At 39.1% G+C, this 16,647-nt stretch carries 20 protein-coding genes; 8 read left to right on the top strand and 12 right to left on the bottom strand.

Features of this window, described 5'->3' with window-relative positions; all coding sequences use genetic code 11:
- Window positions 1–5 precede the first annotated feature (5 nt).
- Both AC1M89_RS08615 and AC1M89_RS08620 read left to right on the top strand, forming a co-directional pair.
- Complete coding sequence (locus AC1M89_RS08615; RefSeq protein ID WP_481591587.1) at window positions 6–839, top strand: TatD family hydrolase; 834 nt, start codon at window positions 6–8, stop codon at window positions 837–839.
- Between the two features lie 67 nt (window positions 840–906).
- Window positions 907–1,674 carry a tRNA threonylcarbamoyladenosine dehydratase gene (locus AC1M89_RS08620; RefSeq protein WP_481588691.1) on the top strand — a complete coding sequence of 256 codons (768 nt, stop codon included), beginning with the start codon at window positions 907–909 and terminating at the stop codon, window positions 1,672–1,674.
- A gap of 62 nt (window positions 1,675–1,736) precedes the next feature.
- Here AC1M89_RS08620 and dusA read toward each other — a convergent pair whose 3' ends face one another.
- Window positions 1,737–2,747 carry a tRNA dihydrouridine(20/20a) synthase DusA gene (dusA, locus tag AC1M89_RS08625; RefSeq protein ID WP_481591550.1) on the bottom strand — a complete coding sequence of 337 codons (1,011 nt, stop codon included), beginning with the start codon at window positions 2,745–2,747 and terminating at the stop codon, window positions 1,737–1,739.
- Window positions 2,748–2,939: 192 nt separating this feature from the next.
- On the opposite strand from dusA, the gene AC1M89_RS08630 reads away from it, so the two are divergent.
- Together AC1M89_RS08630 and AC1M89_RS08635 are read left to right on the top strand one after the other, a co-directional pair.
- Window positions 2,940–3,206 carry a hypothetical protein gene (locus tag AC1M89_RS08630; RefSeq protein ID WP_481591586.1) on the top strand — a complete coding sequence of 89 codons (267 nt, stop codon included), beginning with the start codon at window positions 2,940–2,942 and terminating at the stop codon, window positions 3,204–3,206.
- Between the two features lie 129 nt (window positions 3,207–3,335).
- Entirely contained in the window at window positions 3,336–3,698 is a 363-nt protein-coding gene (locus AC1M89_RS08635) for a hypothetical protein (RefSeq protein WP_481591549.1), read from the top strand.
- A gap of 184 nt (window positions 3,699–3,882) precedes the next feature.
- Here the strand turns inward: AC1M89_RS08635 and AC1M89_RS08640 are convergent, their stop codons facing one another.
- From AC1M89_RS08640 to AC1M89_RS08665, 6 genes are all read right to left on the bottom strand, one after another.
- The gene (locus tag AC1M89_RS08640) at window positions 3,883–4,353 is read right to left on the bottom strand and encodes a transposase (RefSeq protein ID WP_481591548.1); all 471 of its coding nucleotides are present in this window, start codon (window positions 4,351–4,353) and stop codon (window positions 3,883–3,885) included.
- Window positions 4,301–4,696, bottom strand: a complete 396-nt coding sequence (locus AC1M89_RS08645) for a transposase family protein (protein WP_035265307.1) — start codon at window positions 4,694–4,696, stop codon at window positions 4,301–4,303. The genes AC1M89_RS08640 and AC1M89_RS08645 overlap by 53 nt, the downstream gene beginning before the upstream one ends.
- Before the next feature lie 150 nt (window positions 4,697–4,846).
- Entirely contained in the window at window positions 4,847–5,326 is a 480-nt protein-coding gene (locus tag AC1M89_RS08650) for a GFA family protein (RefSeq protein WP_481591547.1), read from the bottom strand.
- Window positions 5,327–5,474: 148 nt separating this feature from the next.
- Window positions 5,475–6,644, bottom strand: a complete 1,170-nt coding sequence (locus AC1M89_RS08655; protein ID WP_481591546.1) for a zinc-binding dehydrogenase — start codon at window positions 6,642–6,644, stop codon at window positions 5,475–5,477.
- A gap of 153 nt (window positions 6,645–6,797) precedes the next feature.
- Complete coding sequence (locus AC1M89_RS08660; protein WP_035265309.1) at window positions 6,798–8,000, bottom strand: MFS transporter; 1,203 nt, start codon at window positions 7,998–8,000, stop codon at window positions 6,798–6,800.
- Window positions 7,993–8,445 (bottom strand): RidA family protein, encoded by a 453-nt coding sequence (locus AC1M89_RS08665; RefSeq protein WP_481587565.1) that lies wholly within the window; start codon window positions 8,443–8,445, stop codon window positions 7,993–7,995. The genes AC1M89_RS08660 and AC1M89_RS08665 overlap by 8 nt, the downstream gene beginning before the upstream one ends.
- 66 nt (window positions 8,446–8,511) lie before the next feature.
- Between AC1M89_RS08665 and soxR the strand changes: the two genes are divergently transcribed.
- The gene (gene soxR, locus AC1M89_RS08670; RefSeq protein ID WP_035265311.1) at window positions 8,512–9,012 is read left to right on the top strand and encodes a redox-sensitive transcriptional activator SoxR; all 501 of its coding nucleotides are present in this window, start codon (window positions 8,512–8,514) and stop codon (window positions 9,010–9,012) included.
- A gap of 53 nt (window positions 9,013–9,065) precedes the next feature.
- On the opposite strand, the gene AC1M89_RS08675 is transcribed toward soxR, so the two are convergent.
- A complete protein-coding gene (locus AC1M89_RS08675; RefSeq protein WP_481587564.1) occupies window positions 9,066–9,989 on the bottom strand; it encodes a DMT family transporter in 924 nt (307 codons plus the stop codon).
- A gap of 797 nt (window positions 9,990–10,786) precedes the next feature.
- On the opposite strand from AC1M89_RS08675, the gene AC1M89_RS08680 reads away from it, so the two are divergent.
- From AC1M89_RS08680 to AC1M89_RS08690, 3 genes are read left to right on the top strand one after another with little or no spacing between them, the layout of a single operon-like run.
- Complete coding sequence (locus tag AC1M89_RS08680) at window positions 10,787–11,914, top strand: Re/Si-specific NAD(P)(+) transhydrogenase subunit alpha (RefSeq protein WP_035265315.1); 1,128 nt, start codon at window positions 10,787–10,789, stop codon at window positions 11,912–11,914.
- A gap of 11 nt (window positions 11,915–11,925) precedes the next feature.
- On the top strand, window positions 11,926–12,249 hold the full coding sequence (locus tag AC1M89_RS08685) for a proton-translocating transhydrogenase family protein (RefSeq protein WP_035265316.1): 324 nt from the start codon (window positions 11,926–11,928) through the stop codon (window positions 12,247–12,249).
- Between the two features lie 3 nt (window positions 12,250–12,252).
- Window positions 12,253–13,698 (top strand): NAD(P)(+) transhydrogenase (Re/Si-specific) subunit beta, encoded by a 1,446-nt coding sequence (locus AC1M89_RS08690; RefSeq protein WP_481591544.1) that lies wholly within the window; start codon window positions 12,253–12,255, stop codon window positions 13,696–13,698.
- Between the two features lie 41 nt (window positions 13,699–13,739).
- On the opposite strand, the gene AC1M89_RS08695 is transcribed toward AC1M89_RS08690, so the two are convergent.
- The 4 genes from AC1M89_RS08695 to AC1M89_RS08710 form a co-directional block, all read right to left on the bottom strand.
- Window positions 13,740–14,357, bottom strand: coding sequence for a GNAT family N-acetyltransferase (locus tag AC1M89_RS08695; protein WP_481591543.1), 618 nt, complete (start codon window positions 14,355–14,357; stop codon window positions 13,740–13,742).
- Between the two features lie 103 nt (window positions 14,358–14,460).
- Entirely contained in the window at window positions 14,461–14,868 is a 408-nt protein-coding gene (rsfS, locus tag AC1M89_RS08700; RefSeq protein WP_035265319.1) for a ribosome silencing factor, read from the bottom strand.
- 99 nt (window positions 14,869–14,967) lie between these two features.
- The gene (locus tag AC1M89_RS08705; RefSeq protein WP_481591542.1) at window positions 14,968–15,741 is read right to left on the bottom strand and encodes a hydroxypyruvate isomerase family protein; all 774 of its coding nucleotides are present in this window, start codon (window positions 15,739–15,741) and stop codon (window positions 14,968–14,970) included.
- 12 nt (window positions 15,742–15,753) lie between these two features.
- Window positions 15,754–16,629 carry an NAD(P)-dependent oxidoreductase gene (locus AC1M89_RS08710; protein WP_481591585.1) on the bottom strand — a complete coding sequence of 292 codons (876 nt, stop codon included), beginning with the start codon at window positions 16,627–16,629 and terminating at the stop codon, window positions 15,754–15,756.
- Window positions 16,630–16,647: the final 18 nt, after the last annotated feature.

Consider the following 16,647-nt stretch of genomic DNA (forward strand, 5'->3'; position numbering starts at 1 on the left):
TGTCCATGCCACGTTTGTTTGATACGCATACGCACTTTGATGTAGAAGATTTTGACTTCGATCGTGAGCAACTTGCGTATCAGGCTAAACAGAAGGGAGTGGATGCCCTTGTACTGATCGGGTTTCAACACCAACGCTTTCATACATTGATTGAAACACACCATTGGTTAAATGGTTTAGATCAGGCACCGAGGAGTTATCTCGCTCCAGGTCTACATCCTTTTTATATCGAACAACATCAGCCTCATCATCTAGACGATTTAAAAAAAATTCTTGAAGTACAACAATGCATCGCCGTTGGTGAAATTGGTTTAGATACTTTTCTCAAGCAACATAAGCAGCCGGAAGTTTTCGCTAAGCAACAGGATTTTTTTGCGCAACAACTCGATTTGGCTCAACAATTTAAGCTTCCTGTGCTGTTACATATTCGTAAATCTCATGCTGAAGTATTAAAACTGTTAAAAGCAAAGCAATTTTTTCAGGGGGGGATCGCCCACGCATTTAGTGGAGGGGTAGAAGAAGCAAAGGCATTTATTCAACTTGGATTTAAGTTAGGGGTCACGGGACAGATTACCAATCCCAATGCTAAAAAATTACACCAAACAGTTCAGTATGTTGGCATTGAGCATCTGGTCATTGAAACAGACTGTCCTGATATGACGCCATTATGTTGTCAAACTTCAACTGAACACCGAACCCGTAATACCCCACAGAATTTAATTTATGTTTTAGAGGGTTTGGCACATAGTCTAAATACGAGAATCGAAGACATTGCGCAACGTGTTTGGGAGAATAGTGTGTCTGCACTCAACCTAAAAAATGAACTGAAATTGTCGTGAGTTCAAAACTCTCTATTCCTCTGAAGTTTTGCTAAAATACGCCTTTTCCAAATAGTGTTAGAGCAATATGACTGACTTAGTTCATGATGATGAATATGAACGCCGTTTTACCGGTGTAGCCAAAATTTATGGCGAAGAAAATTTTCAGCATTATGAAAACAGTCATGTCATGGTGATCGGTATTGGCGGTGTTGGCTCTTGGGCTGTCGAAGCTTTGGCTAGAACAGGTTTGGGCGAGCTCACATTAGTGGATATGGATTCTGTTGCAGCATCGAATATTAATCGTCAGTTACCTGCGATGACATCAACATTAGGTCATGAAAAAATTGAAGTGATGGCAGAGCGTTGTCGCCAAATCAATCCACGTATAAAAATCAATTTAATTGATGATTATCTAACGCCTGAAAATGTAACAGAGATTTTGAGTTCAAATCCAGATGTTGTGTTGGATTGCATTGATGATGTCAAAGCAAAACTCGCATTGATGCTACATTGTCGTTTCAATAAAGTCCCTTTGATTGTATCTGGCGGTGCTGGTGGTAAATTAGATCCACTCAAAATTCGGGTCGCAGATTTGTCAAAAACAGAATACGACCCGATGCTGGCAAAATTAAGAAGTCAGTTGCGCTCAAAAGGTATCTGTAAAAAGCCGAAAGAGAAGTTTGGTATCACCTGTATTTATTCGGTGGATAATCCTTTTTCGAATGCTGATGTTTGTGCAAGTGCCGGGTTAAGATGTGGGGGCTATGGTTCAGCCGTGGTGGTGACATCAAGTTTTGCAATGGTAGCTGTGGCTGAAGTGTTAAAACGATTAGACTCGATTCAAGCAAAATAAGCCTAAAAGTGATTATCAAAAAAGGTCTCTATCAAGAGACCTTTTTTACTGATGATATTTGTTTATTCAGCATTGATTTTTAAGCTTTCTTGTTCAGCATGTCTTTGAATGGCTTGTTGCATACCGATTAAGGCATTTTCAATATCTTTTAAGGTTTTCGCATTACCCCCACTCAGGGCTTGTCGCCATTTTCGTGCACCAGGAAGGTTTTGAAATAAGCCTAAAATATGACGTGTAATCACTGAAAGTGGCGCACCATCAGCTAAACGTTTTGCAATATATGGCATCATTTCCTGCATGATCTCAAAACGATCAGGTGCTGACAAATTCCATAATTGTCCTAGTTCAGCCAGTAGATAAGGATTGTGATAAGCCTCGCGACCAATCATGACACCATCCACATGTTGTAAGTGTTGTTGAGTTTCAGCAAATGTTTTGATCCCACCGTTGATTTCGATCAATAGTTCTGGGCGATCTTGCTTTAAGCGATAGACATCTTCATAACGTAAAGGCGGAATGTCCCGATTTTCTTTTGGTGACAAACCTTGTAGTAAAGCAATGCGTGCATGCACGATAAAATTTTGACATCCCGTTTTTGCAACGGTATCGACAAAATGCAGCATCTCCTCATAAGATTGCATATCATCGATGCCGATTCGGTGTTTTACCGTGACGGGGATATCAACTGCATTTTGCATTTCAGCAATACATTCAGCAACCAGGTCAGGCTCAGCCATGAGGCAAGCACCAATTTTATTGTTTTGAACGCGATCACTAGGACAACCAACATTCAAATTGATTTCATCATAGCCCCAATCTTGAGCCATTTTAGAGCAGGTTGCGAGGTCTTTAGGATTTGATCCACCAAGCTGTAACACAATAGGGTGTTCTTCTTTACTGTAATCTAAATGACGGGCTGCATCGCCAAATAAAATTGCGCCTGTGGTTACCATCTCGGTGTACATGATGATATTTGGATTGAATAAACGTGCAAAAAAGCGGTAATCACGAGTTGTCCAATCCATCATGGGTGCGACGGAAATTCGAGGCTGTAAGGATTGGATATTGGACATGATAAAACCTAGATTTTGTAAATCGTGAAAAGCTCGGCATCTTACCATAATTTAAAAAATGGTTCATTGAGGAGGGGCATGAAACACTTGATAATTCAGGTAATATTAGACAGATACGCCCAGAATTTAATAATGGAACTAAAACACATTATTTATTTGATAAGAATGGGTAATATACTGGGAAATGGTGTTATGAAAATATTTTTATCAGATGTACAACAAGTATTCAGCGGCTTATTGACCCATAGAATCAGTCGAGAGGAAGCTGAAGAGTGGGCAAGAATAAGGATGAATGCGCTTGACCATAATGAATTGTTTTTTGATCCTCCTACTGAAGAGAAGCTTCTATGGAAAGCAATAATTTATTTGAGTGGTGTAGCTTTAAAAATATCACCTGAGGAATATATGGAAGATGATGATGGTATCAAAGAGATGTTTAATACTTATTGGTCAAAGTGATGTGGCGTCATGTATTAAACTGGACGGTATATTTAGCCAGACTTTGAGGAAGTTTAATACACTGCTTTATCTAATAGATGAAGGATGTGTGGATATGGGCTATGAAGCCAAATGTGGGTTTTCAAAATGATGAGTGGTTTTAAAAACCCAGGAGACTTTTTACTCATTTTGGCTTATTTTTTTATTTTTCAGGCTACATTGACTCTCTTTGGTTGGCAATTAAAAGAGAAAAGAGAAAAGATATTGAACTGGAATATTGTAATTGGCTCGCTTCCATTTGTACTCAGTATTGAATTGTTGTTTGATCACTATCAGAATTCATTTTTTGGGGAACTAACATTAATTCTCACTTATTTTTGTATATGTTTTGCTTTAAATACATTTTTTTGGATATTTAGTTTTTTATTTAAATTAAATCTACTTAAAATTAGATGGTATTTTTTTTCTTATATCAATGTTATAGGCGGTTGGATATTTTCAATATTAATTTAAATATTATCAGAAGCTTTGGCTTTTTTTATATAAATCTTTTTATATGAATAAATCTTTATTATAGGAAATATAATTTTTTATTTTAATTGATTTGAATCAGGCGGTTATGAATTATTGTTTGCAACAAAGCCTCTTGGTTATTATATTTTTTTGCTTGGTATAAATATTAGGGTTCTTTCATAAATCATTTTTTACTCAGTTCTAAATTATAAACCCCTGCGATTAAACTGAATCTTAATCCCAATCTTTTGCCACGGTTGCGATATCGCTCAGCAAGGATTTTGAAGGTATTCAAAGTCCCAAATACATGCTCAATCCCAATTCTTCTTTTATTGATTTCTTGATTGTAAACTTTTAGCTCAGGATCTAGTTTACAGCGCTTTTTTGCTTTTAATGGCAATAGACTATTTGGATACACCGTATAAATCCCTTGATAACCTTTCTCTGCAAGAATAAAAGCACCTTTAGGAATCTGATTCAAGTTGCGTTTGAAAAGCTCGAAATCATGTACAGCACCACAACTCGTGCATAAACTCAGAACTTGCTGTGTTCTATAATGGATAATGGCTTGTACTTTGAAAGTATGAGCTTTCTTCTTACCACTATAGCTTTTCTTCTGTTTTTTTAGGTCTTTGTATTGGGGTTTCTGTGGCATCAACGATCACCACATTCCAGTCGATACCTTCGCCTTCAGGCAAACTCTTGGGTAAATTAAATAGATTGGACTTGATCAGGCAATCCTCTACGTGGCGGACGATTCTTGAAGCAGTAGGCTCTGACACACCATAACTGGTTGCGACATGAAACAATGTTCGATATTCACGCCAATAACTTAAGCACAGCAGGATTTGATCTTCTACACTTAACTTAGATGGTCTACCTTTAGCAGGTACAAGCATTTTTAGCTGTTCCGCCATTAAATCAAAGGTTGACCATGAGATGCCTGTATATCGCTTAAACTGTGTTTCAGAAAGCTTCTTTGAGTCGATGTATTTCATTCGCAAATTATGTATGAATATTTAAAATTATTCGGTACAAATAATCAGCAAAGGATAGATCTTTTTTTGATTTATGAAAGAGATATAATTTAAATTTTTCAATCATTGGTTTAAAAAGTGTTCAAGTGAAGTCATATTTTATTGATGATTTTATTTTAGAATTCTATTAGCTAACCCTTCAAGAATAAACTTAGCTGCTTGAGTTTGACTCTGGATAAAACCATTATTTTTTGGCAAATCATCAGCTACATCTTGCACACGACGATGGTAAAAAATATGCATATTTTCAGGGGGAACTTGCGAGAAGTCTTTTAAGTTCCATTTAGGAATAAATACCAACTGATCTAATATTCCAAATTCAATAGAAGGGGACTGACATTGTTTGCATATCCCACGACGGATATTGGGTGGTGACTTCAAACGTTTAAAAGTAGTCTGTTTAATATTTAAATCATAAACATCTTGTTTCAAGAATACTAAAACATCTGAAAATGCCTTACCTGTATATTCTTGGCAAACTTGGCAGTGACAAATAAAATGTGCGATGGGTGCATGAGAAAAGCGAAAAGTATTTGCGCCACAAGAACAACTTGCTTCAACATTGAAAGGCATGTGATTTAAATTTGACATAAAACTTCCTTGTTTAAGATCTATTCATAGATGAAATTAAAATTTTAAAGTTCGATTGAGTATCACGCAGGATAAATAAGGACTCTGATCAAGTTTGAGCCCCATAGTAAAAAAATCGCACTTATGTCGTATAGAACCTAAAGATTATCTAAAGTGCACTGATATCAGATCCGGTCTTTTTGGGGTCGACCAAAATTTTAGCGTGTTGTTCAGGATCACCTAAGGCCTGAAAAGCATCTTTGACTCCTGCAAGACCTACAACGCCCGTTATCAGAGGAGAACAATCAATTTGACCTTCAGCGATCATATGGAGCGCATCTCTGAACTCAAGTGGCGTATAACCAATCACAAACTGGATTTCGATTTCTTTGTTTAAAGCCAAAGCGGGTTCGATGCTGTCGGATTGCATACATACACCCACACCGATAATTTTAGAAAATAATGGCGCACCGTTAATAATCTGTTGAAGGATGCCTGGCATCCCGACACATTCAAAAATCACAGGACGTTTGGGTAAAGCACCTAATTTGTCAGCCACACGCCACGCATGCCACCATGGAATATGCATAGACTGTATCTTTTCGAAAATACCGATTCCATAGTTAATTGCTTCAGAAGCATCACCCAATAAACCGTATTCTTTCCAACTCTCAAAAGGCGAGGATTGTTTAGGATCAATGACGACATCTGCACCACAAAGTTGAGCCAGCCGACGGCGATTTGGTGAGAAGTCACTGGCAATAATTTTTTTCACACCAATCGCTTTGAGCATTAAAATGACACCTAAGCCTACTGGACCACAACCAATAACAATTGCGGGTTCTGATTTCTTTATTCTGCTCCGACGTACTGCATGTAAAGCAACCGCCATTGGCTCGGTCATTGCTGCAAGATCGGGATGTAATCCATTTGGCACCGCAAACATGAGTTGAGATTGCACCAATATTTGTTCGGCATAACCACCAGAAGCTTGAGGGGAAAGACCAGTCGCTTGATAACCCCACTGATCAACTTTCAATAGTGGCATCGCACAAACTAAGGTATCTGTTTTAAATTTTTTTCTAGTTTTAGGACCATAATCTAGAACACGACCGCAAAATTCATGCCCCATGACAAAACGGTCTGTTGACTTTGCAACACCTTTTAGACCCACTTTAGCCGTAAGTTCATGCATGTGGTCACAACTATGTTGCATATGTAAATCACTGCCACAAATACCACATCGCACAACTTCTAATAAAGTTTGTCCTTGTGATGGTGTTAGATGGCTGACATCTTCAAGTGTTAATTCATTTTGATGACATACAACTGCTTTCATTCTTGTTCACGAATATTTTTTATAATGATAGTGAACAGTGTGTGTGATTACGCACAAGAGATACACAGCTTTAGAGGACTGAATGATGACTGCAGAGGCTAAATTATTGAAAAAGCCTCCATTTATAGAGGCTTAACATGCATATTTTATGAGTTAGCTTAGTTGGGTTCGATGATAACGTTGATCCACTAGCGTGAATAGTGCTGTACAACTGACCAAGATTAATCCTACGATACACGCCATTGCCCATCCACCATGATCCCAAGCATAAATTCCTAGCGCGGAACCACTTGCGCCACCAATAAAATAGCTGGTCATATAAAGTGAATTTACACGAGATTTAGCATCCGGTCTTAAATTAAAAATCACATTCTGGTTGCTACTATGCACCAATGCTAGACCGAGATTCATCAGTCCAAAACCGATGATATAGCAACTTAAATAGAATGCACCTAAATAAAGGAATATCCATGCGCTACCTAGGATTAAAATGCCAAACCAAGTGATTTGTTTGACGTAACCACGGTCGGCGATCTTACCAATTTTCTTGGTGGACAAGGCGCCAAATACGCCAACCAAAGTGACTAAACCCACCATGACATCTTCAAGAGAAAAAGAGGATTTAAGTAAAATAGAAATGGTCGAGAAGAGGATGCTCATCGTTGCAAATGCAAAGGCACCAATGATAGAGCGATAAATTAAACGAGGCTCTTCTTTGAGTAGCAGCCCCATGGATTTAAACACAGCAAAATAACTAATTTTAGAGCTAGGAATATAAGGCAGACGAATATTAAGTACCACAGCGACCATTAACATCAAAATTCCACTGACGATATAAATGAGCTGCCAATTAAATAAGTTGGATAACAAACCAGCTAAACTGGTCGAAATTAAAATGCCTACCAATAATCCGCTCATCAGTAACCCGACGACTTCGCCTGTTCGTTCTGGTCGAACCGCCATCGTGGCAAACGGAATCAAAATTTGTGCTGCAACCGAGAAAAGCCCAGTGATAATTGTGCCAGCCCATAACATATAAAGGTTGAGCGAAAAAGCACAAATAAATAATCCCACTGCTGCAAAGAACATTAAAAATGGGATTAATTTCGTTTTATTAAGAATATCACCAAGTGGTACGATAAAAAGTAGTCCGACAGCATAAGAGACTTGAGCCAAAGTGACAGTTAATGCCACATCTGTTGCAGGGGCATTAAAGTAAAGTTGAACAGAGTGAATTAAGGGCTGCGAATAATAATTAGCGCCTGCACAAATACCACAAGCAATGGCCATCAACCAAAGTAAAGCAGTGTCATTCGTGATGTCTTTTTTATTTAAATCGTCAAGATCGTTATACATGAATAAATGGCTCAGTGGATGAGGAGCAGTAAGCTGTGGCTTCGATTTCAATTTGCATGGCGTCTAATGCCAAGCGAGACACAGGGATTAGTGTGCATGCTGGGAAATTTTGATCTTTCCATATTGTATTCATTTTCAGATTTAACAGGTGATGTTTTTGTTGGTCAAAATTGACAATCAATACGCTTAGAACAGCAATGTTATAAAAGTCGATATGTGCATAGCTGAGAGCGATTTTGAGATTTTCGAAGACTTGGTTGAGTTGTTCTGAATAATCAGTGGAATAATGTCCTTCGGCATTTTCACCACCTTGACCTGATATATGAACGACTGTGTTGAAGTGTTTGACCTCACAGATGTGGCTATATCCAAATTGCCTTGGGGAATAAAGCTGAGGTGGATTTTTAGTGGTTAAACTAAATGGTGGCTTATTTGGTTTTGTCATTCTATCTTCTCTGGATTAAGCTTAGAAAAGAATTATGAAAGCTCAACTTAACTTGAGGTCAAGAGCATGGAAGAACAAAAATTACAACAGTGGCTCAGTATAGGCGCGTTAGCTGCTCGAAGTGGTGTATCGGTCGCAGCACTCAGATTTTATGAAGACAAAGCTCTTATTTGGAGTGTGCGGACGGAAGGAAATCAACGGCGATATCCTCGATATATGCTGAGAAGGATTGCTATCATCAAAGTGGCACAGCAGGTTGGGATTTCACTCTCTGAAGTGAAGCAAGCATTTAACATACTCCCTAAGAATAAAACCGCGACTAAATCAGATTGGACCGCATTATCGAGTGCATGGCAAAAAATTTTAGATCAAAAAATCTTAAATATGCTTCAACTTCGTCAACAACTGGATTGGTGCATTGGTTGTGGGTGCTTATCTTTAACTGAATGCCCACTAAGAAATGAAAATGATCAAATGGGGTCTACATCGTCGGGTTCCCACTTTGTTCCACTCGACATTAAATTTGACGATGATCAAGGGAAAATAGAAATTCACTATGAAGACTAAGTTTCATCGTGAAGCATTATTTTGAAATTTGAACTGTGAGGTTAATGTTGTCTTTATTTCAGTTTAGTTTTGGAAAGCGTAATCATCATCACACCCAATATATTCAGCGCACAACCAAACCATTGAATCATATTCATTGATTCCCCTAAAAAGATAGTTGCCAATATAATGGTCAGAATTGGACCAAGTGAACCAATCATGGCTGTTTGAGAAGCACCTAAACGAGCAATACTTTGCGCAATGAGAATAGTTGGAATCACCGTTACCCCAATACCTAATGCAACACCATATCCGATTATTTCTATGGGTTGTTGAAGGATATTGGATATAGGACTTGGCTGAGCAATAAAGTAGTGAAGAATCGTCCCTAAGCAGGCGATAGACATTGCTAAGCCCGTAAAATTCCACGATCCAAATTTTTGGATTAATTTTGGAGTCATCAATAGATAACTCGCAAAGCAAATCGCGCTTGCGAAAACTAAACTCACACCTAGCCAAAAATTACTTTCATGAGGCACATTGCTTTGTTCTTGGAGCATCACTATAAGCGTGCCGCCATAACTTAGTCCAATCGCAAAAATAGTCTTCATTGAAAGAGGATGTTTGAAAATTACACTTGATGCAATTACTGTCATGGTGGGATATAGAAATAGGATAATACGCTCCAAAGAGGCACTGATGTACATCAGACTCATAAAATCGAGCCAACTTGAAAAATAATATCCAATCAAACCAGCAACGAGGAGTAGGGCCCAATCCTGCGCTGAAAATCCGCGATTACGGTGTCGGTTCAACCAACAAATAAAAAGAAAAACGGGTAAGGCACTGAGCATCCTTAAGGCAACCAGCAATGTTGCATCAACATCTTCAGAAACTGCATAAGCTTGTTTGATTAAGATCGCTTTACTACTAAACAAGAATGCTGCCAACAGCGCACATAAACTCCCTAACTGAGTGGGAGTCAGCTTAAGTACCATAAATGTTAAAAATCAATTTTTAAGTAATGGAAGTATAAGCCAATCTTCATTGTAAGCTCTAAAATTCAATCTCTAATTTTCGCTAAATCACCTACCTAGCGACATAAGGCGTTTTGATTTTTTGTTTAAATGCATCATTGTGGTGCGTAATATGAAAAAAACAGTGGTCTATCAACCCAAAAAATACATCAAAAAAATATTTCAAATTTTTTTTGCACGGTTTGTAAGCATTCTTTTCAAGAATCAGTCAGCTTGTATTTCATGTTCAGCCAAAATTTAAGCTCAATTTTAAAACCAAGATTTATCTAAATTTTGTCTTATTTATAATTTTTAAGAATGTCGTGAGAATTTGAATCGATTAGTCTGATTTTTTGTCAATTCGGCAAATTGAGATTTATGAGAATGAAAGAAGCAACTAAAAATGTGACATGCACGGCGCTTTAACACAATCAAAAGGGATAAAAAGAAAGCTAAAAAATGTCAGAATGATCAAAGCTTAATAAAGTCAAGCTCCCTATACTGACGATAAATTAGAAAAAAGTTTCTTTTTTGTTAAAAAATGGATCGAAAATTGAACGAATCTGGAACTATTTTTTATGAAAATGATAGATCAAATACCATGAAATTTTGTGATGATTGTGAATCATGAGTTCAAAATGAGGGTATTTATTAAATAAATATTGGGTGGTAATTTAAAAAAGTTCAATTAGAATCCAAAAAATTCACATGAATACATCCAGGGGTATATCGCAGGAATGCGATATCTACTTTAAGAAAAATTAGCTTGAGGAATGCTCATGCAGATCGGAATCCCTACCGAAACTGTAGTTGGTGAAAGTCGTGTAGCTGCGACACCAGAAACAGTAAAGAAGTTAATTGGTGCTGGTCACAGTGTCGTTATCCAACGTAATGCAGGTGTTAAAGCTGCATATATTGATAGTGCCTATGAACAGGTTGGTGCAAAAATTGTTGATGATGCTTATACCGGCAGTCAATTGGTTTTAAAAGTTCGCGCACCTAAAGGCGAAGAAATACAAAAATTAGCCCCAAACACCACAGTGGTTGCGATGTTTGATCCGTACCGTAATACGGAACTTGATCAATTCGCTGCTCAGCAAGTGTCTGCATTTGCACTTGAGTTATTACCACGTACGTTATCTCGTGCCCAAAATATGGACGTGTTGTCATCACAAGCAAACTTGGCAGGTTATAAATCTGTGCTTCTTGCGGCGGCAGAGTACCAACGTATGTTCCCAATGTTAATGACAGCGGCGGGTACGGTTAAACCAGCTCGTGTAGTCATTATGGGTGTTGGTGTAGCAGGCTTACAAGCGATTGCAACAGCCAAACGTTTAGGTGCTATTGTTGAAGCGACAGACCTACGTCCAACAGCCAAAGATCAAGTTGAATCTTTAGGCGGTAAATGGTTAGACGTACCAATGTCAGCAGAAGAGCAAGCGCGTGCCGATGAAGCTGCAAAAAATGGTTATGGTTGGATGCCTGGTGAACAATATATTAAAGACCAAGCTGCAATTGTAGACAAAGCGGTATCGAATGCTGACATCGTGATCACGACGGCGCTTTTACCAGGTCGTGATGCACCGCGCTTAATTAAAGCTGAAACAGTTGCCAAAATGAAACCAGGTTCAGTCATCCTCGATATGGCAGTTGAAACTGGCGGTAACGTTGAAGGCTCAAAATGCGGTGAAACTGTTGTGACTGATAATGGCGTGAAAATTTTGGGTATTCCAAATATTCCAGCGACCGTTTCTACAGAAGCTTCAGCGCTATATGCACGTAACGTTTATAACTTTGTTGAAACGCTTTTTGATCAAGATAAAAACTACAGCATTAATCAAGAAGATGAAATCCAAAAAGCATTGCTTGTCACTCATGGTGGTCAAGTGCTGTTGAAGCGTGGTTAAGGAGACTGATCATGGTTGAAACTATTACAATTTTTGTCCTCGCAATCTTCGTAGGTTATTACGTTGTTTGGGGAGTGACACCTGCGCTTCACACGCCGCTGATGGCCGTAACGAATGCATTGTCTTCAATTATTATTGTCGGTGCGATGATCCAAACTGTTGGTTTACCTGTTATGGGTGTTGAGGGGGCTGTTGATTTTCAAACCATCAATGTGGTGAGTGTATTAGGTGCGATCGCTGTTTTCTTAGCAAGCATTAATATTTTCGGTGGCTTCGCTGTAACCGCTCGTATGCTTGAAATGTTTAAGCCAAAGCAAAAGAAAAAAGAGGGTTAATACATGGAATTTATTCGTGAGTATGCGGATTGGTTTTACCTAATCGGTGCCGTTCTTTTTATCTTAACTTTGCGTGGCTTGTCTGGTCCTAAGACAGCAATTGCAGGTAACCGTTACGGTATGATTGCAATGGCAATCGCCGTGTTAACAACTTTCTTTGTTGCTGATAATCCTGTGGTATGGATGATTGTCGGTGCAATGGTATTGGGTGCGATTGTTGGTATTGCTCGAGCTCGTACAGTGCCTATGACACAAATGCCAGAAACAGTTGCTCTCATGCACTCACTCGTGGGTCTTGCTGCAGTGTTGATTGCGATCGCTGCAATTATTCACAACAACAAGCTCGTCGAGCTTGGGCCAGACTTACTGGCTGCAAATGGTGTGAACTTCCATGAAATGAGTCGCGTACATTTATTCGAATTATTCGTAGGATGTTTCGTTGGTGCCATTACATTCACTGCATCGGTATTTGCTTATGGTAAATTGGCGGCAAAGAAATGGGCAAAAACGATTTCAGGTGCATGGGTTAAACCTGTTCAAGCTTTGATTTTTATTGCTATGCTAGCAGCAGGGATTCACTTCTTCTTGACGGGTAACATGACCTCGTTCTGGGCAATGACAGCACTTGCTTTAGCCTTTGGTTGGATATGGATTGCGCCTGTTGGTGGTGGTGATATGCCAGTTGTGGTGTCTTTGCTTAACTCATTCTCTGGATGGGCGGCAGCAGGGATTGGTTTTACGCTTGAAAACAACATGTTAATTGTTGCAGGTTCGCTTGTAGGTTCGTCAGGTGCAATTCTGTCTTATATTATGTGTAAAGCAATGAACCGTTCAATCATCAACGTATTGTTTGGTGGTGCAATGGGTGGTGCTGCAGCACCGACAGCAGCAGCTGGTGCAGCAGTTCAACGCAACTACCGTTCTGGTTCTGCTGACGATGCTGGTTTCTTAATGTCAAATGCAGACAGTGTTGTAATTGTACCGGGTTATGGTATGGCGCAAGGTCGTGCTCAAAATGCGGTGAAAGAGCTTGCAAATTTATTGAAAGAGCAAGGTGTAACTGTACGTTTTGCGATTCACCCAGTGGCAGGTCGTATGCCTGGTCACATGAACGTCCTTTTAGCTGAAGCAGATGTTCCGTACGAAGACATCTTAGAGATGGATGAGATTAACTCAGACTTCCCAGCAACAGATGTGGTGTTGGTCATCGGTGCGAATGACGTCGTTAACCCTGCAGCGAAAGATGATCCAAACTCGCCAATTTATGGTATGCCTATTCTTGAAGCACATAAAGCTCGTACCATTATGGTGATCAAGCGCTCTATGGCGACAGGTTATGCGGGTCTTGATAATGACTTGTTCTATAACGACAAAACAATGATGATCTTTGGTGATGCGAAGAAAGTTGTTGAAGATATGACGAAAGCCATTAATGGTACAGGTCACTAATTTATAGACTGTTTTAAAAAAACCACCTTCGGGTGGTTTTTTTATTTTTCATGTGTAGGTTTTCGCCACATTCCCCAAATTTCAGGTGCATCGTAGGGCAGATCCCGAAGGTGAAAGATCACTTCAAATCCATAATGACAATAGAGTCCAACATTGCTTGGTGTTGCAGTTTCTAAATAACATGGGATACCGTGTTGATCGCTCTTGGTGAGAATAGGTGTTAAGACTTTGCTGGCTAAGCCTTGTCCTTGGTGGTCAGGACTTACACCTATGAGTTGTAAATAATAATGCGCCTCACTGGGATGATGTTTCTGCACCAGATTAATGATGTGAATAAATTTCACCAGTTGTCTTAAACCGATAATCTTCGTTAATTGAGGGAGTAGTTTAACCTGCTGAATGAGGTTTAAATCCCACTGATTTGGCGGAATCCAAAGTGCAGCAACTGAGCGATCGGGATTGGTATAGACTTCATCATATGGTTGAGCGATATCTTTCAATTGAATACTAAAGAATTGCTCTAGTTTTTCATGTTTTTGTTGGAAACTCAGTTTTTCAGCTTGGATCGCCCAGTTGCAAAACTCTTCGTTCCAAAAGGATTGCATTAATGTTTCTACTAATGCATCGTGATCTGTTCTTGTGGCTTTTATCATGGTCATATTAAGGTAAACCAAATTAGTGAGTTCTTTTTTGTTGGCTTTATTGTTATAAATTTAAAATGCACAGTATAAAAAAGCGACCAAGAAGGTCGCTTTAATATGTTTATGCTACAGAATCTGTAGTTGAAGCATTACGCCATAAGTTTTCTAGATCATAAAACTTACGTGCTGTAGGTAACATCAGATGTACTACAACAGTGCCAAGATCAACAAGGATCCATTCTGCATCGCTTTCGCCTTCAATACCGATAGGGCGAAAACCTGCTTTACGTGCTTCATCAGCGACGTTGTTTGCAAGCGCTTTCACGTGACGTGTAGAAGTACCTGAAGCAATGACAATTGCATCTGCAACATTGCTCACTTCGCTAACATCAATCGTTGTGATTTCTTTTGCTTTAACGTCAAGCAATGCTTCTTGAACAACTTTTAAGCAAGCTTGAACGTCTTGTTTTGGAGAATTCAAAGAGAGTTCGTGAGAATTAGAAGCGCCGGGCGATGGTTCTAAATTCATGAGAAGTGTATTTTCCTGACTATAACTCATCTTTCACTATAGCGCTTTCTGCTTGAAAATTCAAACTTTGAACAAATTTTATACCACAATATGATGATATTAAAGAAGTTTATTTTTCCATTCGAAAGAATCTGTTGAATGAGATTGGGGGCGATATTCGGCTGCGACAAATCCTTCATACATGCTATTTGCAATGCATTCAAAAATAGCGGGATAGTCAATTATCCCTGTGAGTGGTTCATGGCGACCTGGTACATCTGCAAATTGGATATGCCCAATGTGTTGCATATTTTCTTTGAGTGACAGAATCAGGTCTTCTTGCATTCTAGCCATGTGATAGCAATCGAATTGCATTTTTAGAGCTGGATGATTGACGTCTTTCAGTAACTCTTTGGCTTGATGCATTGTTTGAATCATGAAGTTGGGCATATCAAAGCCATTAATCATCTCAAAAACGGGTTGAATCCCATGCGCTGTGAAGATCTCGCTGACAAATTTAAGATTTGAGACTAAGGTTTCATAGCAGACCTGATATTCAACATTATCTGGTTGCTTGCCAGCCAAAATATTCACTCGAGGTATATTGAGTGAGCATGCATATTCAATCGCTAAGTCAACAGCTTGTTTAAATTCATCAGTTTTACTTGGGATACTTGCTAATCCGCATCCGCCTTGCATTAAATCTCCGGCAGGAACGTTGATGAGACACAAGCTAAGTTGATTTTCATTAAGTTCATGCTGAATTTGCTCAATACTCAGCTCATATGGAAATTGAATTTCTACATGTTGGAACCCATATTCAGCAGCCAGCGCAAAGCGTTCAATGAGTGGAACTTCTGTAAAGATCATCGATAAATTAACAGCGAGCTTCATATTGAATGCGACCTATTTATTGTTTTGTTCAACTTGCAGAATGACTGAGGCAAGGTCTGATTCAGAAAAGCCATTGGATTGATGCGCTTTCAATTGTTCTAAGGCTTGTTGAGCGACAGGAATATTAAGGTCAAATTGTCGAGCCAAACTCAAGGCATTATTTAAATCTTTAGACAGCGTCTGAACTTTCCATTGCACAGGCTCAAACTCATGCGTTGCCATACGTGGTGTTAAAATTTGAAAAGGTTTAGAGTCGGCGAATCCACCTGCTAAGGCAGGTGCAAGCAGTTGAGTATCAACACCCGCCTGATCTGCTAAAGCAACAGCTTCTGCGATGAGTGTGCTATTTGCAGCAACGATGAGTTGATTACAAATTTTGGTGGCTTGTCCTGTTCCAGTTCCACCCATACAGGTTACACGTTGTGAAAGAACTTGATAGATTGGTTGTAAAGATTCGATGATGCTCGATGGTCCGCCAGCAAAAATAACTAAACTGCCATTTTCAGCACCAGCTGTTCCACCTGACACAGGAGAATCTATCCAATGCGCTGATTTAGCAGTTGCACGTTGTGCAAGATTTTTAGTTTTATCCACAGATAGACTCGAGAAGTCCACAATAATCTGCTCGGGTTGAATCAGTGATTCAATTTGAGAAAAAACAGCCTCTACCGCATTGTCATCGGCTAAACAAGTTAGGATCAGATCAAATTGTGCTATCTCAGAGAGTTGAAGGGGATGTGCCCCAAGCTGGATTAACGGCTCACATGCGTTGGGGCTTCGGTTCCAGACAGCAGTGTAAAACCCAGCCTGTATCAATCGAGTCGCCATTCTGCTACCCATTAAACCCATACCTAAGAATGCGATTTTAGTTTGACCGTTAATCATTATTGAAGCTAATCCCTGATC

It is taken from the genome of Acinetobacter sp. ANC_7635 (assembly GCF_056779945.1).

What these genes read in the sequence shown, in the direction of transcription:
- AC1M89_RS08705 (WP_481591542.1), bottom strand. Translation starts at nt 15,741, where the DNA reads ATGAAGCTCGCTGTTAATTTATCGATGATCTTTACAGAAGTTCCACTC.
- AC1M89_RS08630 (WP_481591586.1), top strand. Translation starts at nt 2,940, where the DNA reads ATGAAAATATTTTTATCAGATGTACAACAAGTATTCAGCGGCTTATTG.
- AC1M89_RS08650 (WP_481591547.1), bottom strand. Translation starts at nt 5,326, where the DNA reads ATGTCAAATTTAAATCACATGCCTTTCAATGTTGAAGCAAGTTGTTCT.
- rsfS (WP_035265319.1), bottom strand. Translation starts at nt 14,868, where the DNA reads ATGAATTTAGAACCATCGCCCGGCGCTTCTAATTCTCACGAACTCTCT.
- AC1M89_RS08635 (WP_481591549.1), top strand. Translation starts at nt 3,336, where the DNA reads ATGAGTGGTTTTAAAAACCCAGGAGACTTTTTACTCATTTTGGCTTAT.
- AC1M89_RS08645 (WP_035265307.1), bottom strand. Translation starts at nt 4,696, where the DNA reads ATGAAATACATCGACTCAAAGAAGCTTTCTGAAACACAGTTTAAGCGA.
- AC1M89_RS08640 (WP_481591548.1), bottom strand. Translation starts at nt 4,353, where the DNA reads ATGCCACAGAAACCCCAATACAAAGACCTAAAAAAACAGAAGAAAAGC.
- AC1M89_RS08675 (WP_481587564.1), bottom strand. Translation starts at nt 9,989, where the DNA reads ATGGTACTTAAGCTGACTCCCACTCAGTTAGGGAGTTTATGTGCGCTG.
- AC1M89_RS08620 (WP_481588691.1), top strand. Translation starts at nt 907, where the DNA reads ATGACTGACTTAGTTCATGATGATGAATATGAACGCCGTTTTACCGGT.
- AC1M89_RS08665 (WP_481587565.1), bottom strand. Translation starts at nt 8,445, where the DNA reads ATGACAAAACCAAATAAGCCACCATTTAGTTTAACCACTAAAAATCCA.
- AC1M89_RS08660 (WP_035265309.1), bottom strand. Translation starts at nt 8,000, where the DNA reads ATGTATAACGATCTTGACGATTTAAATAAAAAAGACATCACGAATGAC.
- AC1M89_RS08680 (WP_035265315.1), top strand. Translation starts at nt 10,787, where the DNA reads ATGCAGATCGGAATCCCTACCGAAACTGTAGTTGGTGAAAGTCGTGTA.
- soxR (WP_035265311.1), top strand. Translation starts at nt 8,512, where the DNA reads ATGGAAGAACAAAAATTACAACAGTGGCTCAGTATAGGCGCGTTAGCT.
- AC1M89_RS08690 (WP_481591544.1), top strand. Translation starts at nt 12,253, where the DNA reads ATGGAATTTATTCGTGAGTATGCGGATTGGTTTTACCTAATCGGTGCC.
- dusA (WP_481591550.1), bottom strand. Translation starts at nt 2,747, where the DNA reads ATGTCCAATATCCAATCCTTACAGCCTCGAATTTCCGTCGCACCCATG.
- AC1M89_RS08615 (WP_481591587.1), top strand. Translation starts at nt 6, where the DNA reads ATGCCACGTTTGTTTGATACGCATACGCACTTTGATGTAGAAGATTTT.
- AC1M89_RS08695 (WP_481591543.1), bottom strand. Translation starts at nt 14,357, where the DNA reads ATGACCATGATAAAAGCCACAAGAACAGATCACGATGCATTAGTAGAA.
- AC1M89_RS08655 (WP_481591546.1), bottom strand. Translation starts at nt 6,644, where the DNA reads ATGAAAGCAGTTGTATGTCATCAAAATGAATTAACACTTGAAGATGTC.
- AC1M89_RS08685 (WP_035265316.1), top strand. Translation starts at nt 11,926, where the DNA reads ATGGTTGAAACTATTACAATTTTTGTCCTCGCAATCTTCGTAGGTTAT.